At 38.6% G+C, this 20045-nt stretch carries 20 protein-coding genes; 16 read left to right on the top strand and 4 right to left on the bottom strand.

Annotated features, from left to right (window positions below; translation table 11 throughout):
* The first annotated feature begins 123 nt into the window (after window positions 1-123).
* The 13 genes from VGT41_01020 (at window position 124) to VGT41_01080 (ending at window position 9436) form a co-directional block, all read left to right on the top strand.
* Entirely contained in the window at window positions 124-1794 is a 1671-nt protein-coding gene (locus VGT41_01020; protein HEV2600854.1) for a hypothetical protein, read from the top strand.
* Window positions 1795-1819: 25 nt separating this feature from the next.
* Window positions 1820-2467, top strand: a complete 648-nt coding sequence (locus VGT41_01025) for a hypothetical protein (GenBank protein ID HEV2600855.1) — start codon at window positions 1820-1822, stop codon at window positions 2465-2467.
* Between the two features lie 12 nt (window positions 2468-2479).
* Window positions 2480-4666, top strand: coding sequence for an ATP-dependent RecD-like DNA helicase (locus tag VGT41_01030; GenBank protein HEV2600856.1), 2187 nt, complete (start codon window positions 2480-2482; stop codon window positions 4664-4666).
* A 13-nt stretch (window positions 4667-4679) separates the two neighbouring features.
* Window positions 4680-5357, top strand: a complete 678-nt coding sequence (locus VGT41_01035; GenBank protein ID HEV2600857.1) for an N-acetylmuramoyl-L-alanine amidase — start codon at window positions 4680-4682, stop codon at window positions 5355-5357.
* Window positions 5358-5435: 78 nt separating this feature from the next.
* On the top strand, window positions 5436-5723 hold the full coding sequence (locus VGT41_01040; protein ID HEV2600858.1) for a GIY-YIG nuclease family protein: 288 nt from the start codon (window positions 5436-5438) through the stop codon (window positions 5721-5723).
* A gap of 128 nt (window positions 5724-5851) precedes the next feature.
* Window positions 5852-6394 (top strand): hypothetical protein, encoded by a 543-nt coding sequence (locus VGT41_01045; protein HEV2600859.1) that lies wholly within the window; start codon window positions 5852-5854, stop codon window positions 6392-6394.
* A gap of 96 nt (window positions 6395-6490) precedes the next feature.
* Complete coding sequence (locus VGT41_01050) at window positions 6491-6700, top strand: hypothetical protein (protein ID HEV2600860.1); 210 nt, start codon at window positions 6491-6493, stop codon at window positions 6698-6700.
* A 19-nt stretch (window positions 6701-6719) separates the two neighbouring features.
* A complete protein-coding gene (locus tag VGT41_01055) occupies window positions 6720-6893 on the top strand; it encodes a hypothetical protein (protein HEV2600861.1) in 174 nt (57 codons plus the stop codon).
* Between the two features lie 27 nt (window positions 6894-6920).
* Window positions 6921-7091 (top strand): hypothetical protein, encoded by a 171-nt coding sequence (locus VGT41_01060; GenBank protein ID HEV2600862.1) that lies wholly within the window; start codon window positions 6921-6923, stop codon window positions 7089-7091.
* A 41-nt stretch (window positions 7092-7132) separates the two neighbouring features.
* Complete coding sequence (locus tag VGT41_01065) at window positions 7133-7312, top strand: hypothetical protein (protein ID HEV2600863.1); 180 nt, start codon at window positions 7133-7135, stop codon at window positions 7310-7312.
* A gap of 28 nt (window positions 7313-7340) precedes the next feature.
* Window positions 7341-7481, top strand: coding sequence for a hypothetical protein (locus tag VGT41_01070; protein ID HEV2600864.1), 141 nt, complete (start codon window positions 7341-7343; stop codon window positions 7479-7481).
* Between the two features lie 602 nt (window positions 7482-8083).
* A complete protein-coding gene (locus VGT41_01075) occupies window positions 8084-8257 on the top strand; it encodes a hypothetical protein (GenBank protein HEV2600865.1) in 174 nt (57 codons plus the stop codon).
* 321 nt (window positions 8258-8578) lie between these two features.
* Window positions 8579-9436 (top strand): Rpn family recombination-promoting nuclease/putative transposase, encoded by an 858-nt coding sequence (locus VGT41_01080; GenBank protein HEV2600866.1) that lies wholly within the window; start codon window positions 8579-8581, stop codon window positions 9434-9436.
* A 41-nt stretch (window positions 9437-9477) separates the two neighbouring features.
* Here VGT41_01080 and VGT41_01085 read toward each other — a convergent pair whose 3' ends face one another.
* From VGT41_01085 to VGT41_01100, 4 genes are read right to left on the bottom strand one after another with little or no spacing between them, the layout of a single operon-like run.
* Complete coding sequence (locus tag VGT41_01085; GenBank protein HEV2600867.1) at window positions 9478-9903, bottom strand: NUDIX domain-containing protein; 426 nt, start codon at window positions 9901-9903, stop codon at window positions 9478-9480.
* A gap of 39 nt (window positions 9904-9942) precedes the next feature.
* A complete protein-coding gene (locus tag VGT41_01090; GenBank protein HEV2600868.1) occupies window positions 9943-10377 on the bottom strand; it encodes an NUDIX domain-containing protein in 435 nt (144 codons plus the stop codon).
* Window positions 10378-10398: 21 nt separating this feature from the next.
* The gene (locus VGT41_01095; protein HEV2600869.1) at window positions 10399-14001 is read right to left on the bottom strand and encodes a mechanosensitive ion channel domain-containing protein; all 3603 of its coding nucleotides are present in this window, start codon (window positions 13999-14001) and stop codon (window positions 10399-10401) included.
* The gene (locus VGT41_01100; protein ID HEV2600870.1) at window positions 13998-14582 is read right to left on the bottom strand and encodes a hypothetical protein; all 585 of its coding nucleotides are present in this window, start codon (window positions 14580-14582) and stop codon (window positions 13998-14000) included. The genes VGT41_01095 and VGT41_01100 overlap by 4 nt, the downstream gene beginning before the upstream one ends.
* A 138-nt stretch (window positions 14583-14720) precedes the next feature.
* Here VGT41_01100 and VGT41_01105 point away from each other — a divergent pair, with 138 nt between their 5' ends.
* Genes VGT41_01105 through VGT41_01115 form a run of 3 tightly spaced genes read left to right on the top strand, consistent with a single transcriptional unit; the run spans window position 14721 to window position 19852 of the window.
* The gene (locus VGT41_01105) at window positions 14721-16370 is read left to right on the top strand and encodes an alkaline phosphatase family protein (protein HEV2600871.1); all 1650 of its coding nucleotides are present in this window, start codon (window positions 14721-14723) and stop codon (window positions 16368-16370) included.
* Window positions 16371-16388: 18 nt separating this feature from the next.
* Window positions 16389-19094, top strand: coding sequence for an EndoU domain-containing protein (locus VGT41_01110; GenBank protein ID HEV2600872.1), 2706 nt, complete (start codon window positions 16389-16391; stop codon window positions 19092-19094).
* Window positions 19091-19852, top strand: a complete 762-nt coding sequence (locus VGT41_01115) for a hypothetical protein (GenBank protein ID HEV2600873.1) — start codon at window positions 19091-19093, stop codon at window positions 19850-19852. The genes VGT41_01110 and VGT41_01115 overlap by 4 nt, the downstream gene beginning before the upstream one ends.
* Window positions 19853-20045: the final 193 nt, after the last annotated feature.

A 20045-nucleotide genomic window follows, 5' to 3' on the forward strand; every position in this document is an offset into this window, starting at 1 on the left:
GTTTTGTAATATAAATAAAATTTAGTAAAATAAAGGTTTGTCGTTGAAAACGATAAACTAAAAAATGCATATGAGTACACAGTATAATCAACGCTCTAAAATCGAAACCAAGAGAGAAACCATATGATTAGAAATGTAAAAAGCTGTATTCTTATTACGATTTTGCTTATTGTATCCTCAAAACCGGTCATTGCTGGGCATCAGTTTGAAGATCCACTATTCGGCAACGAAACAATTGAAAACGATCTGATTAATAATTTTTTAGATAGTACAGAATTTGACATCACCCGAGATCCAACCCCCCAAGATACCGCATCCTTACTCGTTGAACTCGGAGCGGTAGCAATCCTTCAAGAAGATTTCTTTCTCCATACCAACCCATTAGTAACACGTCCAGTAACAACACTCTCGCCATTTTACAATGCACGTATCCCCGCCTACTGCAAAACCGCTAATTTTAATTTTTTTTATAATCAGACAAGCCGAATGAATTTTACCAAAGAAAGCACGGCAATCAGCTCATATTTGGCCATTCAATCGCAATCACTTCTCGATAAGATCAATTCTTCAACCATAACCGATCTTATTAAAAAACTTAAATTTGATCTTTTTCCTGTTGACCTGCTTGCCTTATTTAAAAACACCGCGATCAACGAACGCAGAGCCGGATGCATGTTTCAGTATGATCGACGATGGGACCGGATGCGTTTTCGATCTATGACCCCACTCTACTATCTTGAACGTAATTTTTTCCTCACTGAAAATGAACGAGAAAATATTGAACGAACATTAGGAAAAACCTCAGAAGAAGATGCTTTTAATTTTGCCAAGCAGCATCTCATTTGTGACAAAGTGGGCATTGGCGACACCCGCATCATGATTGATGTCGATCTGTATAGCTGCACAGTCTTTGATAGCAAAATAGGCTTCTGCCTCACCTTACCAACTGCCTTCAGCATGGGCTCTGGTCTTATTGGTTCATCATTTAAAAAAAGTCAGAAACGACCGGTCCTTAACATTACTAACCTCTTAGCGCTTCTTGAAGGGACAACCGCACAACAAGAACAGGCAAAAGAGCTCGCTACTGCGTTTGGACTTGGCATCATTGACTCGTTATCCGCAAACCTTCTTAATGCAGAGCTCGGTAATAATAAACATCTGGGTGTTGGCGTGTATTATGAAAGCGCAACTGCTTTAGAAAATTTTATCAAAATGCCATGGGCCCGCCATTTCTCCCTGAAATCATATGGTATGCTTGAATATCAAATACCAAAAACAGAACGCCGCTATTTTGTTGCATTTGATGAGAGTCAATTATACAACAACCTCCGTCTGAATAGAAGTAAAGAGGATATTAGTAATGATATAGATAATGATCCTATTTACGCACAACAGGTACTCACCTTCCTCGAACAGCAGATTGTTGATAAATTTTATCCATTCCCCTTTGATGTACAAGTGCATCCCATCATTATGGTACATACCGTATCAAAGTTACAGTATGATGCGCCAAACTGGGGATTCTTTTTAGGGTTTGATTTTTGGCTTGCAAGCAAAGAGCAGTTAAAAAATGTTGGCATCGTTCGCACCGATAATAATCGCCCGCCAAACATTGATATTGGTAAAGCCATAAAGCCTCGTGCATATGAAAGCAAAATAATTGCCGGTGCATCATGGAGCATAAAACGGGATAATCTCGATTGGCTTTTGTCCCTGAATGGTGATAGCAGCTACTGGGGATCTGGTATTGGAAACAATTTTACGCTATCATTCAATGTAGCAGTTAATTTTTAAATCGATATTAATACAGGAGTTCCGAATGAAAAAATCTCTTATTATCTTAGCTATGACCGCAGCAACTATACACGGAATCACAACAGCAGAACCAACCAAAATCATTCTTGAATCAGAAGCGCTAAAATTTGGCGATGGAAAATCATTTGGCATCACCGGCAATCATATCGGTTTTACCTTACAAGTTGCTCGTAAATTAGACCAATTACTCTTTGGATCAAAAAACAAAAGTGGTCATTATACCGGTATCTTTACTTTTAGAGGTGAACCACACTCAATCCGTACACTAGCCCTACTAGAAAAAGAACTCTTAGCATTACCTAACCTTGATCAAGCAACCAAAAATGATCTTGCCAACATGCTTATAGAGATAAAAAATACCTTCAATGAAACAGTGCTTCCTTTCATTAAACATACGCATGGCATACGCCCTATGATTCTTACACTCATTGAAGAATCATGTCAGAAAAGAAATCGCATGGACAGCTTCCTATTCACCTGGGGAAAATGTAGAGAAGGAGCTGAGGCTGAAACAATTAACAAATCTTTCCATTCTGTTGTAGAACTCGACCGATTTGTTACTGATCTAATCGGATTTCTTACTGACTTTGCAAATAGCTGTCCAAAAGCCTACAAGCAATTTGTAGATATGGTTAATAACAAGCAAAAATAATCAAATTACATTATGAACAATCAAGAAGAATTAATTGGCATTGTTGATCGGTTTCTTTTTCAAAGCAACGACAATGGTTTTTCTGTGTTCATTTTACAGACAAAAAGTAAAGAGCCGATCACGGTCACCGGACACATGCCCAACATTCAACCCGGTCAGCAGGTTGACCTTGTTGGTTCTTGGGGTATGCATCCAAAATTTGGTAAACAGTTTCAAGCAACACGAGTCACCGCATCACAACCAACGTCTATCGCAGGTCTTAAAAAATATCTTGGGTCCGGCCTCATTAAAGGTGTCGGACCCTCTTACGCTGAAAAGCTTGTTAACGCTTTTGGCCTAGAAGTTTTAGATGTCATTGATAAAAATCCGGAAAAACTGCTCACCGTTCCCGGCATAGGCGCAGGCCGGATGGAAAAAATTATCGCTGCGTGGAAGGACCAAAAAGATATTTCCAAAATTATGGTCTTTTTGCAGGACCGTAATATCTCTACTACGTATGCAATAAAAATTTACAAACGCTACGGACAAGATTCCATCGCGCTGATTACAGAAAATCCTTATCGCCTTGTGCAAGACATCTGGGGAATTGGCTTTAAAACTGCCGACACCATTGCACAAAATCTCGGCATCGCCAAAGATTCAGCACAACGCATCACTGCTGGCATTTTACATTGCATCACCACAGAAACAAGCAATGGCCACCTCTACGTTGAACTACAAACATTAAAAGAAAAAACTACAGAAATTCTTGAACTTGAATTTGCCGCGGTAGAAAGCACAATCAAATATGCGCTACAAGATCTGTATAACAGCGATAAAATCAAAGTTATTTCACATAACCAAGAGCATTACGTAACGCTTACAAAGTATTATTACAGCGAAAAAGGAGTAGCTGAAAAAATAACTCTATTGCAATCACGACCAATACAACACAACTTCGATCTTGATGCAATTTATGCATACATCAAACAACCACGCCATGAAAACGACATTGCATTAAATGACGAACAACAACAGGGCATCATGGCATGCGTACAAAATAAAGTTACCGTTATCACCGGAGGACCGGGAACGGGAAAAACAACACTTATTAAAAAGCTGCTTGCGGTACTTGATGAGGCGAACGTTCTTTATAAACTCGCTGCTCCTACTGGGCGTGCTGCAAAACGAATCACCGAAGGAACCGGCCGCCCTGCAACCACCATTCATCGGCTGTTGGAATTTGATTTTACCAACCATGGATTCAAACATAACGAACAAAATGCACTTCAGTTACATTTTTTAATTGTTGATGAAGCATCCATGATTGATATTTTTTTAGCATATGCAATCATCCGCGCATTGCCTCATGATGCACACTTGATACTCATTGGAGACGTCGATCAATTACCATCTGTTGGTGCAGGAAATTTCCTACATGATCTTATTGCAAGCAACAAAATAGCTACTATTCGTCTGCAACAGATATTTCGCCAAGCACAAAACAGTTTGATCATTGTCAATGCACATAAAATAAATAAAGGGGAATTCCCTACCACATTTTTACCAGATTCAAAACAAGATTTTTTCTTCATTAAAGAAGAATTACCTGAACAATTACCGGTACATTTAGAACGTATTTTCACCAGCGGACTTAAAAAATATGGCATCACGAGTGACAACGCGATTGTACTAACACCCATGAACCGTGGTGGAGCGGGCACACAAAAAATAAATCATGACATACAGCTAATTTTGAATCCCGCGACTTCCGGAAAGCAAATTCCTCATCGGGGGGCAATCTACAAAATTAACGATCGCGTGATGCAAATACGAAACAACTACGATAAAAATGTATTTAACGGCGACATCGGAACGATTTATGATATTAATACCGAAGACCGCATCGTCTTTGTGGCATATGATCAACGAGTTATAGAATATGAATTTAGTGAACTTGATGAACTCGTACTCGCTTACGCAATAACAATCCACAAAAGCCAAGGGTCTGAATATTCTGCCGTTATTATCCCCATTTTTATGCAACATTTCATGATGCTGCAGCGCAACTTAATCTACACTGCCGTAACCCGTGCAAAAAAACTGTGCATTTTCATCGGGCAAGCAAAAGCACTCGCAGTCGCCATAAAAAATAGTAAAGGTGTAGAACGCAAAACATTTTTATATGAATTTCTGACCAGTCCACTCCAATGTCGATAAACGGGAGCAGAACATGAAAAAAACGATCCTTCTTCTTATACTTTCCAGTCTCACACAAATTAACCAACTCCACGCATACAACTTCACCCTCATGATCGATCCAGCAGGAGATGCTAAACATACTGGCAGAGAAATTGGAGATAGCTTTGAGCGCGGCATCACGTTGCAATGTGCAGAAAAACTAAAAACAATGATTGAAGAACGCTATCCAGAAGTCCGTGTAGTACTCACTCGTTTTCCTGGTGAAACGTTGCAACCACTGCAAAACGCAAATTTTAGTAATCGGCTTGATGTAAATTTTTATCTCAGCATTCATTTTTATCATGATCAAGCAACGCGACCATCGCTCTATCTCTACGCCTTTTCTTACGGTGATGATTTTGTTATCAAAACAACCGATTTAACTTTTTATCCCTATGATAAAGCGTATCTCATTTCTACCAACACCACCCATACGTGGGCAACGACGATGCAAAAACAGTTATCTAACGCTTCGTATCAAAAACAATTTGATTGCAAAGGATGTTTTTATCTACCGTTTGCGCCACTCATTGGCGTGAAATCTCCTGCAATTGCGCTAGAAATTGGACTCAAAACAAAACATGATTGGCAATTGTATTTAGAACCAATCATTGCAAGTATTACTCCGATTATTAATAAAGGCGTATCGCAAAATAACTCACCTATTTAGTAAGAACAAAAAATCCCCGATCGTCGTCGCGAGCCGCCGTTGGCGTGCGTGGCGATCCAGGTTAATAAGGTAATATTTATGAAACAACCGATCGTTTATATTGTTGCGAATAAAACAAACGGCACCCTGTATGTTGGAGTAACATCCGATCTTATAAAACGAATATATGAGCATAAAGAAGGTTTGATCGAGGGGTTCACAAAAACTTATGGTTGCAAATTCTTAGTATTCTATGAATCTCATCCCACTATGGAATCTGCAATATTACGAGAAAAACAAATTAAAGATGGATCACGAAAAAAGAAATTATATCTGATAGAAGGAATGAATTCCAGTTGGAAAGATTTATATGAAGATCTTTATTAGCCTGGATAGCCACGCACGCCAATGGCGGCTCGCTAAGACGATCGGGTGTCAATCGTGTTGTGGACCAAGTTCATTGACTGCAATTTTTTCAACATTAATTTCCGAATAAACCCTTACACATAACCACCATGTATAAAAAACTTATTATTTTTTCAGCAATCGCCCTCTGCATAGGCTTCATCACCTACGCCTATTTTAATCACTGGATTATTATTGCATATCCAAGATCACAAACCCATACAACTCATTCACCAATCCCTGGGTATCAGAAGAAAAAAATTACCTTGTGTTATTGGCATAACAACAATTGGCGCACCGAAAACAGCGATCTTTTATGGAGCAACAACAAAGTAGATTGCATCACCTATCTGATTCGCGCATGGCTTTCCTTACTAGAAGAAGAAACGGCGACCAATCGCTCTATCGCCTTGCAAACAGCAATCTTAACATCGTCACAACAAGAGCTGTTTCTTTCTTTTGATCGCAAGCCATTTGGCCCAGAAAGCAACACCCACACAAAATGGATGTGGATCGAAGGACTACTGAAAACAATACGTCTCAACAATCTTGATATCCAGCGCGTTACCTTTTTAGAACATCATCAACCTCTTCAGGATGACCATGTGGATTTTAGTAATCCATGGCCTATCAAAGGCTTTCTTCCTTCGTAAGGATTGCCCTCCCCTAGGAACTATTGCAATATCTACCTCCCTTTTTATACAGTTGTACGAGCATCTACTTTTTAATATCAAAAAAAAGGAGCATTTATGGTAAACATTCAACTTTCTGAAACGCACAAAGGCATTCTATGTATCGTAATGGGAGCGATTCTTCTGCTTTATACCCTTGGAATCGTGGCAATAGGCCTTTTCTATATCATTATTGGATTTGCAGTATACCTCATTGTGCAAGGATGTATGCGCACAGGACTAGATAAACAGATCAAAAAGTACATCAGCAAAAAAGAACGGGAATAACTACATAAAGGGAAAAACTATGAAGAAATCTGCTCATCTACACAAAGGCATTGGCTTAATAATAATCGGCGTACTCATATTGTTATCTATATTTCAGATAATAAGTGGTGACCATTTACTCATTGGTATTGCAGTTGTAAGCATATTACTCGGCGTTAATCACCTCGACCAATATAGGCAGGCCAAAGAGTAATCTAAACATTATATGAAAGGAAAAACTATGTTCATATCCGCAATGCACAAGGGACTCGCGTTAATAGCATTTGGAACAATCTTATTATTGAACGCTCTTGGTAGAATAAGTGGCACACATGTGCTTATTGGTGTTTCCATTATCATCATCTTAATTGGATGCAGCCTGGTTGCTCAACAAATAGTATCCAAAGAATAACCAGCAGCCTAAAGCTTATTCTTTAAACTAAGGAAAAGACTATGATCATATCAAATTTGCACAAAGGAATCGGCCTCGTAATCGCCGGAACACTCTTACTTTTGCATGCGCTTGAAGTATTACCTGCTGGTAAAGGCTATATCATTGGATTCGCTATTGCCGTAATAATAGATGGAATTTGCCATATCGGTAAATATATAATCAAGCAAAGAAAACAATAATCAGCATTAATATAAACAGGAGCAAACCATGTTTTTAATAATTGGCTTTGTTATCATGGGAATCATATTACTATTAAATGTTCTTGGTATAGTTGTGGCAGGAGTTGCCTATATTGCTATTGCTGTTGCGGCTGCTTTAATCATCATAGGACTTGTTACACCTAAATAACTATCATGTAAAAAAACATATCCACAAAATTACTTCTTACTTAAATAGGAGTGAATCGTGCTAATATCCGGAATTGGTCACATAATAATTGGAGCCATCTTGCTGCTCCATGTCTTTAATATAATCAACGCTAAGGCTTTTTTAATTGGCTGTGCAGCGTTTTCAATTGTGTATGGTTTTATCGACATTCATAGATATGTCAGACGCAAAAACAACGTGAAATCACATAAAAAGGAAGATTGAATGCAGAAACCTACTTTGTACGACGTAATAGTGTACATAGCCTTTATAGGGATCGCGCTCTCACTGTATTTTCTTGGGATCATACAAGCCGCTACTGTAATTAAATATTGCATGTGGCTTATTATAATGCACATAATCCTAAGATCGAATGCCACTCATATTCCTATAATTGCTGTTTTTACAGTAGCCGCTGGAATCATCTTGGGATTAGGTCTGTGCAATATCATACCTATCAATCATCCTATCATGAGTTATGCCTCTACCTTAGCAGGGGCAGGAACCGGAGCTATTATTTTTCTATATTTTAAGAAAAAACAATAACGCAACCACTACTTTTTAAAACTAAAAGGGAAAAATCTATGTTTTTATCTGCAACCGTTAAGGGGATAAGTGCAATAGTAATGGGAACGCTATTATTCCTCCATGCCCTTGGCATAATCAAAGGTAATAATTTTGCCATAGGAATTGCTGGGATTGGTTTAATATTAGATGGATGCGCTCACTTAATTACATCTCTCAAAGACCGCAATTAGTAAAATAGTTTCTCCCCTAAAAAACAAAAAAGGACTACCATGCAAGAACTTCCCAAAAAGATGCCAGAGCTTCCTAAAAAATATATCGGCCCTGCGTACCTAGTATTGTCCATATGCTTACTATTGATTATGACCGGATCGGTCATGGCTGCACTTTATCAATTTGCATCAGCCCTGATATTGTGCTTAATACTAAACGGATTAAGACGAATGGAACTCTTTTAATCTTTTTTCATTCAACATCGTATGTGATATCATAAGCATTAATCATCTTCTTTGTTCTTCTCCCGCTAACTAATTGTAATTTTAAGGACACCAATTATGATATTTATGGACCCAACAAGCGACCTGGGATTTAAAAAGCTGTTTGCCAACATAGCTCATAAAGAGATTTTAATTAGTTTTTTAAATAGTGTGTTGGGGCGGGCAGAAGGGGATAAAATTATTGATACTGTTTTGAATGACCCCAGTAATTTGCCTGATTCAATTAAAGCAAAAACTAGCATTGTTGATGTACGCTGTACTGATCAAAAAAATCATCAATATATTATTGAAATGCAAGTTGATTCCCAAATGCATTACGCAGCTCGCGCACAATATTACAGTTCCATCGTGCTCAGCAGGCAGCTTGCAAAAAAAGAACGATACGAAGATTTGGTTCCTGTTATCTTTGTTGGTGTACTCGATTTTACTCTTTTTAGTGGAAACTCACATTATTTGAGCCATCACTTTATTTTGGATAAAGAAACCTATGCACATGAACTTAAACATTTAGAGTTTCATTTTATTGAACTTACTAAGTTTAATAAAGAGGTAGACGAATATAGCGCCATTGTTGATAAATGGATCTATTTCTTAAAACATGCAGCCTCCTTACAAAAAATCCCTGCAACATTAAAAGACCCAGAAATTAAAGAAGCATTTGATATTCTTGAGCAGGGCAATTGGTCAAAAGCTGAATTAGAGGCGTACGATCGTCATTTGGATGATATTCGCTCCTACCATGGACAAATGGATTATGCATATGATAAAGGCAAAATTAAAGGTAAAATAGAGGTAGCACAACGACTTTTACAACTAAATACACTTGATAATTCAGCTATTGCAGAAATAACGGAACTAACAGTAGAGCAAATTGAAGAGCTTAAAAACAAGCAGAACAGTAACAAAACGGATTAAGACGAATGGAACTCTTTGCGAGACATCAGAATAATTTGCCCTTACCAACCATGCTCTGAATATGCAATTCCTTTCAAAACACAATCTATCGCCTGCTTGTGCGCAGGAATGATATTTTCAGGCAATTTGTCCAAAGGGAAAAATCGCATATCATCATGTTTATGCGGCTCATTGTTAATCGGCTTGAGTCCCGTTATATCCGCTTTAAAGCATAAGGCAACCAATGTTTCTGTATTACCTTTGCGATGAAAGGTATGCACTAATTCAAATCGTTCTTCGGGCAAATCGAGCCCCACTTCTTCTTGTACTTCACGACGTACCGCTTGTCTCGCTGTTTCTCCCATTTCTACTTTACCACCAACCATGCTGTATAAACCTGATGCAAAGTCAGCATTGTAACGACGTACCAACACAACCTCATTATTTACGCATAATAAAGCAACAGCATATAAAGTCGTCATAATCATGTGTAATCCTCTGAAAATATAAAAATTTGCTTTTGTACATCACCATCCATGTTCTGAATAAGCAATCCCTTTCAGCACACAATCAATAGCCTGTTTATGAGCGGGAACTATATTTTCAGGCAACTGTGTAATAGGGAAAAATCGCACATCATCATGCTTGCTCGGCTCATTATTAGTTGGCTTTAGTCCCGTTATATCTGCTTTAAAACAAAGTGCGACCAGGATTTCCCCTTGGCCGTCACGGTGAAAGACATGCACCAATTCAAAAGCTTCTTCTGGAATATCAAGCCCGGTTTTTTCCTGTACTGTACAACGAACGGCTTCGCGTGCTGTTTTTCCATGCTCAACTTTGCCACCAACCATGCTGTAAAGTCCAGACGCAAAATCAGTATTATGGCGTCGCGCTAAAAGAATTTCATCGTTTGCACATAGTAATGCGACGGTGTGTAAATTAGTCATCTTATCAGTTAACATGCTGCTCACTCCCTATATTTTTTATTCTCGATGATCATCACGCGATGACATCATCGGTCCTTCAACGTTACCAATACGGTCTGCTCCCACCGTATCTTTCTGAACAATAATGCGTGTTGGTACTGCAATCGTAATGCCATGCTGTCTGAGGACCTGTACAATCGCAAGACGCACATCACTGGCAATATCCCACTGGTCTAAGGTATAGTTTGAATTAATATATCCACGAACCATAAATTCAAATCCGTTCTGGGTAAAATTATCAAGACGAACAACCGGCTTAGGGCTTTTAAGAATATATTGATTTGCTGATAAAATTGCTAACAAAAGCTCTTTAACCTGCGTAGGATCTTCTTTATATCCCACGGTTACTACAATATCATTAAATGCAATAAATCCGCGTAAGTAGTTCCAGTTCGTTACCGGCTGATTAATGATCTGCGAGTTCGGTAAAATAATTGTGGTACTGTTTTTTCTGCGTAAAATAACTGACCGTGGTGTAATTTTACGCACAACGCCATTCACTTCCTCATTAATCTGCACGTAATCACCAATCTTTAATGGCCGCTGCACTAACAAAATAAAGTATGCTATAAAGTCTCCCATTGGCTCTTTTACCACCCAACCGATACCGATTGCTAACGCAGTGGTAAGACCCCAGACGAATGCAACCAAATCGATCGATTGGAAACCCAAAATAACAGCAATGATGATAATGATATAGCGCACAATACTTGAAATAGTATCCTGCACTCCTTGTTCGATTAACAAAACATCAAAGATTTTATCCAATACAAATCGATTGAGTAAGAACGCAATAATAAAGCCCATCAACACAAAAAACAAAACCTGTAATACTGAAAAGACTGAAATCTTTGCGGTCTCTGGCAACAGAACAGGCGTTTTTAGCCATCCGATAATATCTGACCATTGCCCAATAGCTGCAAGTGTACGTGGCCACGCCCAGATTTTAGCACCTATAATAGCGCCTAAAAATATAAAGCTCAGGAAGACAGCAATCACACAAAAACTGTAAATACTTTTCCCGTAATTAAACCGTTCTCGCGCAACCTCGTATTCTGTTGTAAAAAAAACGTGGTACATACTTCGTCGCAGAAAAATGTTAAGCCAATAGAAAATAGTTATCAATGCGCCTGTATACAGTAATCGAGAGAACACATAAATCACCAATTTACCAAATCCGACAAATGGATTACTCATAATAATAACGGCAACAGCCAGCATCAAAATAAGATAATAATACTGATCGACTTTCAATCGTACTAAACTCCAGACGTCCCCACGCTCTGGAATAATCCCCAAAATCTGCTCTTTGGTAAGCAAAAAAATCAACGAAATTTGTAAAATAATAATCCACAGTAAAAACAATACATCCGGCAACTCAGAATGTAGATAGCCGGCCAAGATATACGCTTTTCTAAATAATAAAATAACAATCGTTGCATATAACGATGTGCAACATATCATGATAAACCGACGTTGAAACTCCTGCGCAAAAAACAGATCATCATTATGTTTATTAAAACTTTTAAAATAATGGATAAAATGAACCGCTACATACAATAAATACGGTATGGATCCAAGATAAAATAAAACATACATATATGGATCAAGTAACAAGAAAAAATTACCAAAAATAAATATATACATCCATGGCGCAATAACCAGGTAATATGCTAACAAAAACTCAATTCCAAGCACGATTAACAAACAGATAAACCGCAGTCCTTTATATTCTCTTCCCACCGAACGTAAACGTCGCGCAACAATAGGAAGCAGTTTCCAAGCAAACCACAATACAAAAAGCAAAACCAATGCTTGAATCATAAATAAAATAAAACTAAAGGGGGCATTCTGGCTCTGCTGCACATGAGATACCGTAAAGGTAAATAATGCTTTACGCAGGTCAGATAAGAATGTCAAAATGTTTGGCACAATATTTTGAATGCCATCCCACGTAATTGCATATTCTGGACGTTGCCAAATCGTTGCTAATTCCAACTCACTCACAATGAACTTGAGCTGCTTATTTGTTTTTTGCAGTACCGCAAGAACATCTTCATACGTACTAATCAGTACGCCAATCGCTTCAAGATGCTTTTTGATAAACGTGTCTGCACTATTAAATAATGCCACAACGCCTGCGTATTCTTTTAAATCTTGCTCAAATAATGTTTCTTTTTTTTCCTGCAATAATGCTCTCATTGCAGTGCAATTTTCTTGCGCCTGCTTTTTAATCTTGAGAAGCTCTTGCGCAGAACTTAGGCGCTCTTTATAGGAAGAAATATTGGCCCAAACATCTGCCCGCATATGGTCATACTGCACGATCTCCTGCGCAGCTTCTAATTCCGATTTTAACTGCTTGGTAATAATTTTATAAAATGAACGCATGATCGCAATGTGTACCGATTCATAGCGTATTTTTTCATTTTCTAAAGTACTTTTAGCTTCAAGTCCGTTCGCTCTACTTTGCAATAACTGCACTGCATCATTAAAACTTGCAACCTCCACAAATTTACGATATCCAGCTGCAGTCTGAATCGGTTTATGTTCCCAACTATCAAGCTCTTTGCTGAGCAAAATTCCATGGTGCTCACTCAATGCTTTCAACTCACTGCTTTTTTTATTTTTATTAACTCCAATGTACTCTGCTTCTTTTGCATATTGCTCTTTTTTTACTGCAGCTTCCTGCTTTTTCTTATTAAGCTCAATAACCGCAATCGCAATATCATCTTCACTCACACGAACCGCTGGTTTAATCTCAGAAAGTACATTCTTAAGGACATCTATCTGCAACTGCTGCACAAACAATCTATTTTTAATCAATAACTGTTTATACTCTATCTCTTTTATTCGTAACGAATCCCGCTTACGCTCATCGGCATACCGCTGATCATCCAAGGCAAACAGTTCCACTTTTTGTTGTGCATCAAATCCACCAAAGTCACAACTCGTTTGCTTATTGCGTTCATCCTGACTTTTTTTATGAGCTTGCTCTGCAAGCGATACAATCTGTTTACGATTTTTCAGTTCGACCGTAATGTTTTTTTCCAGCTCTTTTAACTGCTCTGCATTTCTATTACCATCCGCAATCAACTGGTTAAGGGTCTGCAAATTATCAAATGAATGAAGGTCTACTTGTAGACCTAGCTTTTTTTTATATTCTGTCTGATTAGGATCTTTTAAGTAATCCTCTAAGAGCGTTAATAGTTGATTAAGAATAGAGCCAATACGCTCACGCAATTGCTGCCAATGGCTCACCGCATCTGCATTATCATTTATAATCAACAGTTTTTTGGCAAGAAAGGGATTCGCTGGATCAATCTTTAAATCTCGCTTAGTTGCATCCACAGCTACTTTTATTTCCTGCAATCGTGCAATGCCTTCTTCTTGCAACATCTGCTGGGAATCGTACCAAGTTTGACTCTCTTTTTTAAGTTCCGCAAACAGCTCCGTTTTTTCTGCTACTGCGGTAAAATGAATTTTCTCCCCTGCTCCACCACCAAGGAACGTTTTTTCCAATGTTTCAACTAAATTACTCGCACATAAAAAAGTTGTCTGCGTCAATAGAAATATTACTATTGCTTGTAGCCGTAGATTCATACGATCCTACTTTCGTCTAAAAAATGTATCGTTTTAAATTGTTCAATATTTGGATGCAACATAATACATCCATGCAACCATCGATCGAGTTGCGCTTCAAATCCTAAATTTATGCTTCGATGCATCATGATGTCAATAGGTTCATATGCAATCCTATGAAGATATGCAAGAGGGAAGTCGCTGTCTTCAGGATACATCCCGAAGTAAAGTAAAATTTTTGCGATAAAAAGTTTTTGATGCCAAGCCGTGACCAGCAATCCTTGTCTTGTGTATAGCTGTTCAAGTAATGCAAATAATTCTTGCGCTGGTGCTTCCATCGGTAAGAAATGAAAACAGATTTCAAGAACATGATGAAAAAATAAAATATTAATATGCGTTACATCATGTGGCAATGCAATCACTTCAGATATAGTTATCAGTCGTGATCGCTGAGTAACCCGTTGATACTGTACCAACGCTCCCAAACACACATCATAACTAGTCGGAGTACATTCCATTTTACCATTATCTTTATCAAATAAAAAAATGGTACGACTCTTGGTGAAATCTTTGCGTAATACAATACCAATCTGCTGTTTCACTACCTTTAATATCCTTTCGGCACCCTTATTATACAACCACATCTAGCCTACTTATTCTTACACAATTTCGCTACTGAAACATACTATTGCAAAAAACATTTACATATCGATACACTGTAAAAAAAATAAAGGATAATCATGAAGCAAACAAAATATATAGTTCTCCTATTCATACAGTTTTTTCTCTCCACATCGGGCGCTAGTGCCGTTGAAAAACCGCAACTCACCATCATCTGCATCATCGATCAATGGGCATATCATTATATCCCTTTGCTCCATCCTTACTTTAATGCAGCATTTAAATATTTTCTTAACAATGGCATTGTATATCATAATGCATACCATCCCCATGCATGCCCAGAAACTGCAACAGGACACGCTACTCTCAGCACCGGCACCTACGCACAAAATCATGGTATTATTAGTAATTCCTGGGTTGATGAAAATGGTAATTCTATAAAAAGCGATAAAGATAGCGCGGAAAATGCAGCAGTTTTTTCTCCCACAGAACTGTATCAATATGGAAAATCAGCTGCAAACATTATGGTTGACGGGCTCTCTGATCAGCTTGTCTTACAACAACCAACTGATCAAAAACGACATGTTTTTTCTATCTCTTTAAAAAGTCGCGCTGCAATCGGAACAGCCGGAAAACTGGGTAAAGCAATCTGGTATGATACGCCAACACGCTGCTTTACATCAAGTACTGCATATTTTAAAGAGTTACCTCATTGGATTACACAATTTAATAGCAACAAAAACCTTCAATCTCTCCATTCCATGTTCTGGAAACCACGATACAAATTAAATTCTCCTGCATATCAATTTAAAAATATTCATAATTATGAATATGCAGGCTCACCACAAATTATTGGCAAACAGATTTCTTTACAAAAAAAAGTTGAATTGCCTTACAAGGATCCAATCCAAAAAAGTCCTCTCGGCAACCAAATATGCCTCGATCTTGCTGTTGAATGCATCAACACGCATCTGCCAAAAAACAGTACTGATTCTATGGTACTTTGGTTAGAACTCAGCGCGTTAGACTATGCAGGTCATATGTATGGCCCGGAATGCATGGAAACCATCGATATCATCTACCACCTAGATAAGCAACTGCAACAATTTCTAAAACAAGTAACAAAAACAGTCGACAAAAAAAAGCTACTTTTCATTCTTACCGCTGATCATGGCATCGAGCCAATACCTGAACTACTTGCTAAAAGAGGTATTCCTGCACGCAGATTAATGCTTAATGAATGGATCGATGATATGAATAAACAACTTGCCGAAACAGTGGGAGTTACCAACGTATTATTCCCAAAAGTAGTTCCTCCGTATGTGTACTTTGACATGCAACAATTTAATGCGCTCGAGCAAGAAGAACAAAATACCATTATAAAAACAGTAAAAGAGTATCTCATGAAACAACCTGGCGTTAAGCAGGTGTGGTATCATACTGAACTTGAGCAAGCTTGTTTTCATGAAAATCAACTAGAAAGTTATTTTAAAAATCAGTTTTACCCAGGCCGTAGCGGGCAGATTATCATCCAAACCGATCCTTATAACATATTAACTGAATTCAAAACAGGCGCTTCACATTGCACGCCGTATGAAGCGAACACCCATGTACCAATAATTATTTACCAAAAAGGTGTATACGAAAAACAAGCAGTGAATGAGAAAGTTTCGACAACGCAACTGGCAAACACCGTTGCACATATATTGAATATATCAAAACCTTCTACATCCACTGGGCAATTGTTACCGGGGATTACTCGTTCATAACCTAACTAAAAAGAGGTAATGATGTATCACCAACGACATGTTAGTCTCCTACTGACGTTATTTTCACTCGCTCTATTTAATTTTACGCAAATAATCAAACCACATGGTTTTGGTCTCGAGACACTCATCACCATGAAAAATGCAAAAGAACGGCTGCCTCTTTTGCAACTTGCTCGCTTGATCGTTGCGAAAGGACGCAGAAGCGTTCGCGCATATGAAGAAGTTAAAAAGAGATGGGTGAATAAGCACATAGAAGGAGTCGGATTTAGCGAGACAGATTCTTATTGCCGTCTTTTATTTGCGCAAGATCCCGCACCGATTCTTTGTACTCCTAAACAACGTTTTTATCGCATGCCTGATCAAAGATGGGTACCTGCGCATCAACTTCGTATAGGAGACCAACTACTCTGCTCTGGTAATCGAACCGCCACACTTTCAGACATTATATTGGTTCAAGAAAAGCTTCCCGTTTGCACGTTGCAAGTTAATGCAGCGCATACTTTTTTAGTCGGCAGGCTCGAAATTGTGACCCATAATGCGGCGCTGCCACTCCAAGCATTTTTGCGTTTTACCTGGAAATGGGGTGCTGCTGGAGGAGCCGCCGGGGCAAAGACCTTAAACCCGGTAAAGATTGCTGGTGGCCTTCTCATCGGCAGTACCGTTGGCCTTATCTATGATCTTTACACGAGAAAAACGTATGTAACGTATCATTCAGCAGAAGGACAGAAAACAGTTGAACTATACGCAGAAGAAATTAATAAAAATAATACCCCGGTAGCATCAGCGCGTTATGAAAAAACGTCTGCTGCTGTAACAAACAGTGCACATATGGCGACGGAAAGTGAAAAGCCGACTGAAAAAGCTAATACATGCGAAGATGCATCTGACAAAACAACCGAATCATACGTATCAGACTTTTCATTAGATGAAGCGCCTGTGCATGATACAGCAAATAGTTATTCAGATACGGCATTTGCAATGACGTCAGAAGCTGACTTTCGTTGTGAGTTACGTGCTGCACCTCCTGATGACATCGTAGACATCGTTCAAGGAGCATCTCAGCGATATATCGATTCTATTGCGCCTTCAATGAATACAGTTCCTGCACGTTCTGCTCTTGCCAAAGCCATCTATCACTATGCACAAGAATCTGATCACCAAGAACAGTCAAACGGTGAAGAAACATCACACTCACTTGCGATGACATATCAAGAAGAACTTACCCAGGTGAGAACTGCATTATTTGATGCTGAATGTGATGATGTTGAACGCTATCAAGCACGAATTGCCGCCATTGAGCAAACGCAACAAGAACATGGTGCGTGCATACAGAGAGATTTTGATTGCAGTCAAGCCGCATGTGACTTTGCAGAGCAATACGGTATTTCAACTGCCGGATTAACAACTGGTTTCATGAATGCATATACAAGCCAATTACATACCGAATTTTTAGAACAATTGCATGTAGCAGAACAATTGCACAATTCATTTGGCAATGCAGCGTATGGAGCACCATTTTTTGATGTGATTGGTTGCGGAGTAGCGTTTGGTATTGATGCCAATGAGAAGCAACAAGCCGCTCTAGCAACTCACTGGGCAGATATGGTTTGGCAGGCGATTGATATTGCATCTGCGGTGGCAGAAGGTGTTGGTAATGGGTTTTGGAATCTAGGAGTAGGTGGTGTACATCTTGCACAAGGTGCAGTATACGTTGCGCAAGGAGCGGTACATGCTGCAGTACATCCGCTTGACACCATAGTTACTGTTGTTAATGGATTTGAAAAAGTGATCTCTTTATGTGCATCCGCTACCAAAAGCGCAGTGGAGTTTGCATTCTTTAATGAAGAAGCTCCCATTGATTCTCTCATGCGCAAAGTGAATACATTAATAGGTCAGACAACGGTTCTTGTAAAAGCTTGCCGCGCCAAAATAAACGCAACTCCCACGCGTGATAAGGTAAAATGCGTTGCTACGATTATTACTGAGTTTGCACCAGGAAAGGTGTTGCGAATGCTCAATCGAATCCAGAAAAGCATGAGCCCTTTTTTAACAACACTATTACGCGCGATGCGCCAAGAAGGTGCGGCAACAGAATTGGCGGCAGTTGCAGCAAAAGCGGAAGCACTTTTAATGCATGGAGCTCAAACTGCGACCGCAATGGGTGGCCCGGGTAAAGAGATCGTACAAGATGCGCTTAAAATGTATCATGGTGACTTGATAAAAAATCTTGATTCCCAAATGTTGAGGCTAAAGACATTATTTGATAATAAAGTACAGGGGTTCGCTGAGTGTGCGAAAAAATTTATTAAAGTTGATTATGAACATATTTTTGGTATGGAGTTATCGTGGAATCGCAAGGGGACTACAAAAATTGGTGGTTTTCATCAGGATTTTATGAATAGCTTGGAGAAAAGTGGCCTTGCTAAGTTTGCTAATAAAGTTATGCATGAGACAGGATTCTATAAAGCTGATTTGGTTGTGGACGGGACCGTTGCTGCATACGGTAAAAGTTTCTTTCCAGCCGATTGGTCCCAGGAACAAATAGTTAGTGCAATCTATGAAGCATATGCAAATTTTATACAAAATGGTGCCTTATACAGATGGGATAAAGGCGGTAAGTATATAGCAGAAGGGCTTTGCGAAGCAAAAGTAAAAATAGAAATGTTTATAACCAAAAATGGGCTGATAACTACAGCTTACCCAATATTGCAGGAGCTTATATGAAATTTGGTAAATTAGAATATTACCTTCAGCGTTACCGCTATAGCGATAGTAGCGGTATAGAGATGTCTATCCTAGGCTGTTTTTTATCGAGTGATGTGGGATGCAGCTTTTCTTTATCGCATAAAGACTGGATACCGGATGATCATCTTGGATACCGTTTCAGCAATAGAACCTTTCTAGAAAAACAAGATGGTTATATATATTTAAGCGATCTTCATTCGGAAGAAGACGTTCCTACAAAACTTAAAATGTGTATAGAACAATTTGTTCAACTTCTTGATGATTGGAATCAAAAAGTATGCAAACTCAGACCACAAGTAGTAATTATTAAGCAAGAAAACAATCAATTTATTATTGAGACTCACCATGAATCACCTATGATGACATTTGTTAGATTCAGATATGATGATCAACGGTACAATTATTACGGTGGCAATGGTTTAGATACAGATATCGTAGGTTGTTTTTTAGCACATGATGTAAAAGAGAACATCTTATTCTACAAAGATTGGGTTTTTAATAATCCAGATGTACATGTTGCTGAAAAAGCAACCACCCTGCACCAGAAAAATGGAAATGTGTATTTAAGTGGCCCGTATGAGAGAGCGTCCACGGTTAAAATGAGCATCGCACAATTTGTGCAGCTTCTTGATGATTGGGAGCAAAAGGTATGCAAATCAAAACCGGAAGAAGTGATCATCAAGCATGAAGATGGTCAATTTATTATTGAGACAAAAAACGAGACCTCTATTGGGTAACGCCAAATAATGATACCGAACAGTCATTGCTAAAAAAAGTAGACACAAAAACATGCGCTTACTTTTTCTACTAATAACTCACCACGATAAATAATCAGCTCTTACAATCCCAAATCTCTAAAGAACGCATCCTGACTTGGCTCTCTTCCTATTTTGATAACAAGGTCAATCTATTTGCAGATGGTGCAAAAAA

This window comes from Candidatus Babeliales bacterium (assembly GCA_035944115.1).
Classification (GTDB): domain Bacteria; phylum Babelota; class Babeliae; order Babelales; family Vermiphilaceae; genus DASZBJ01.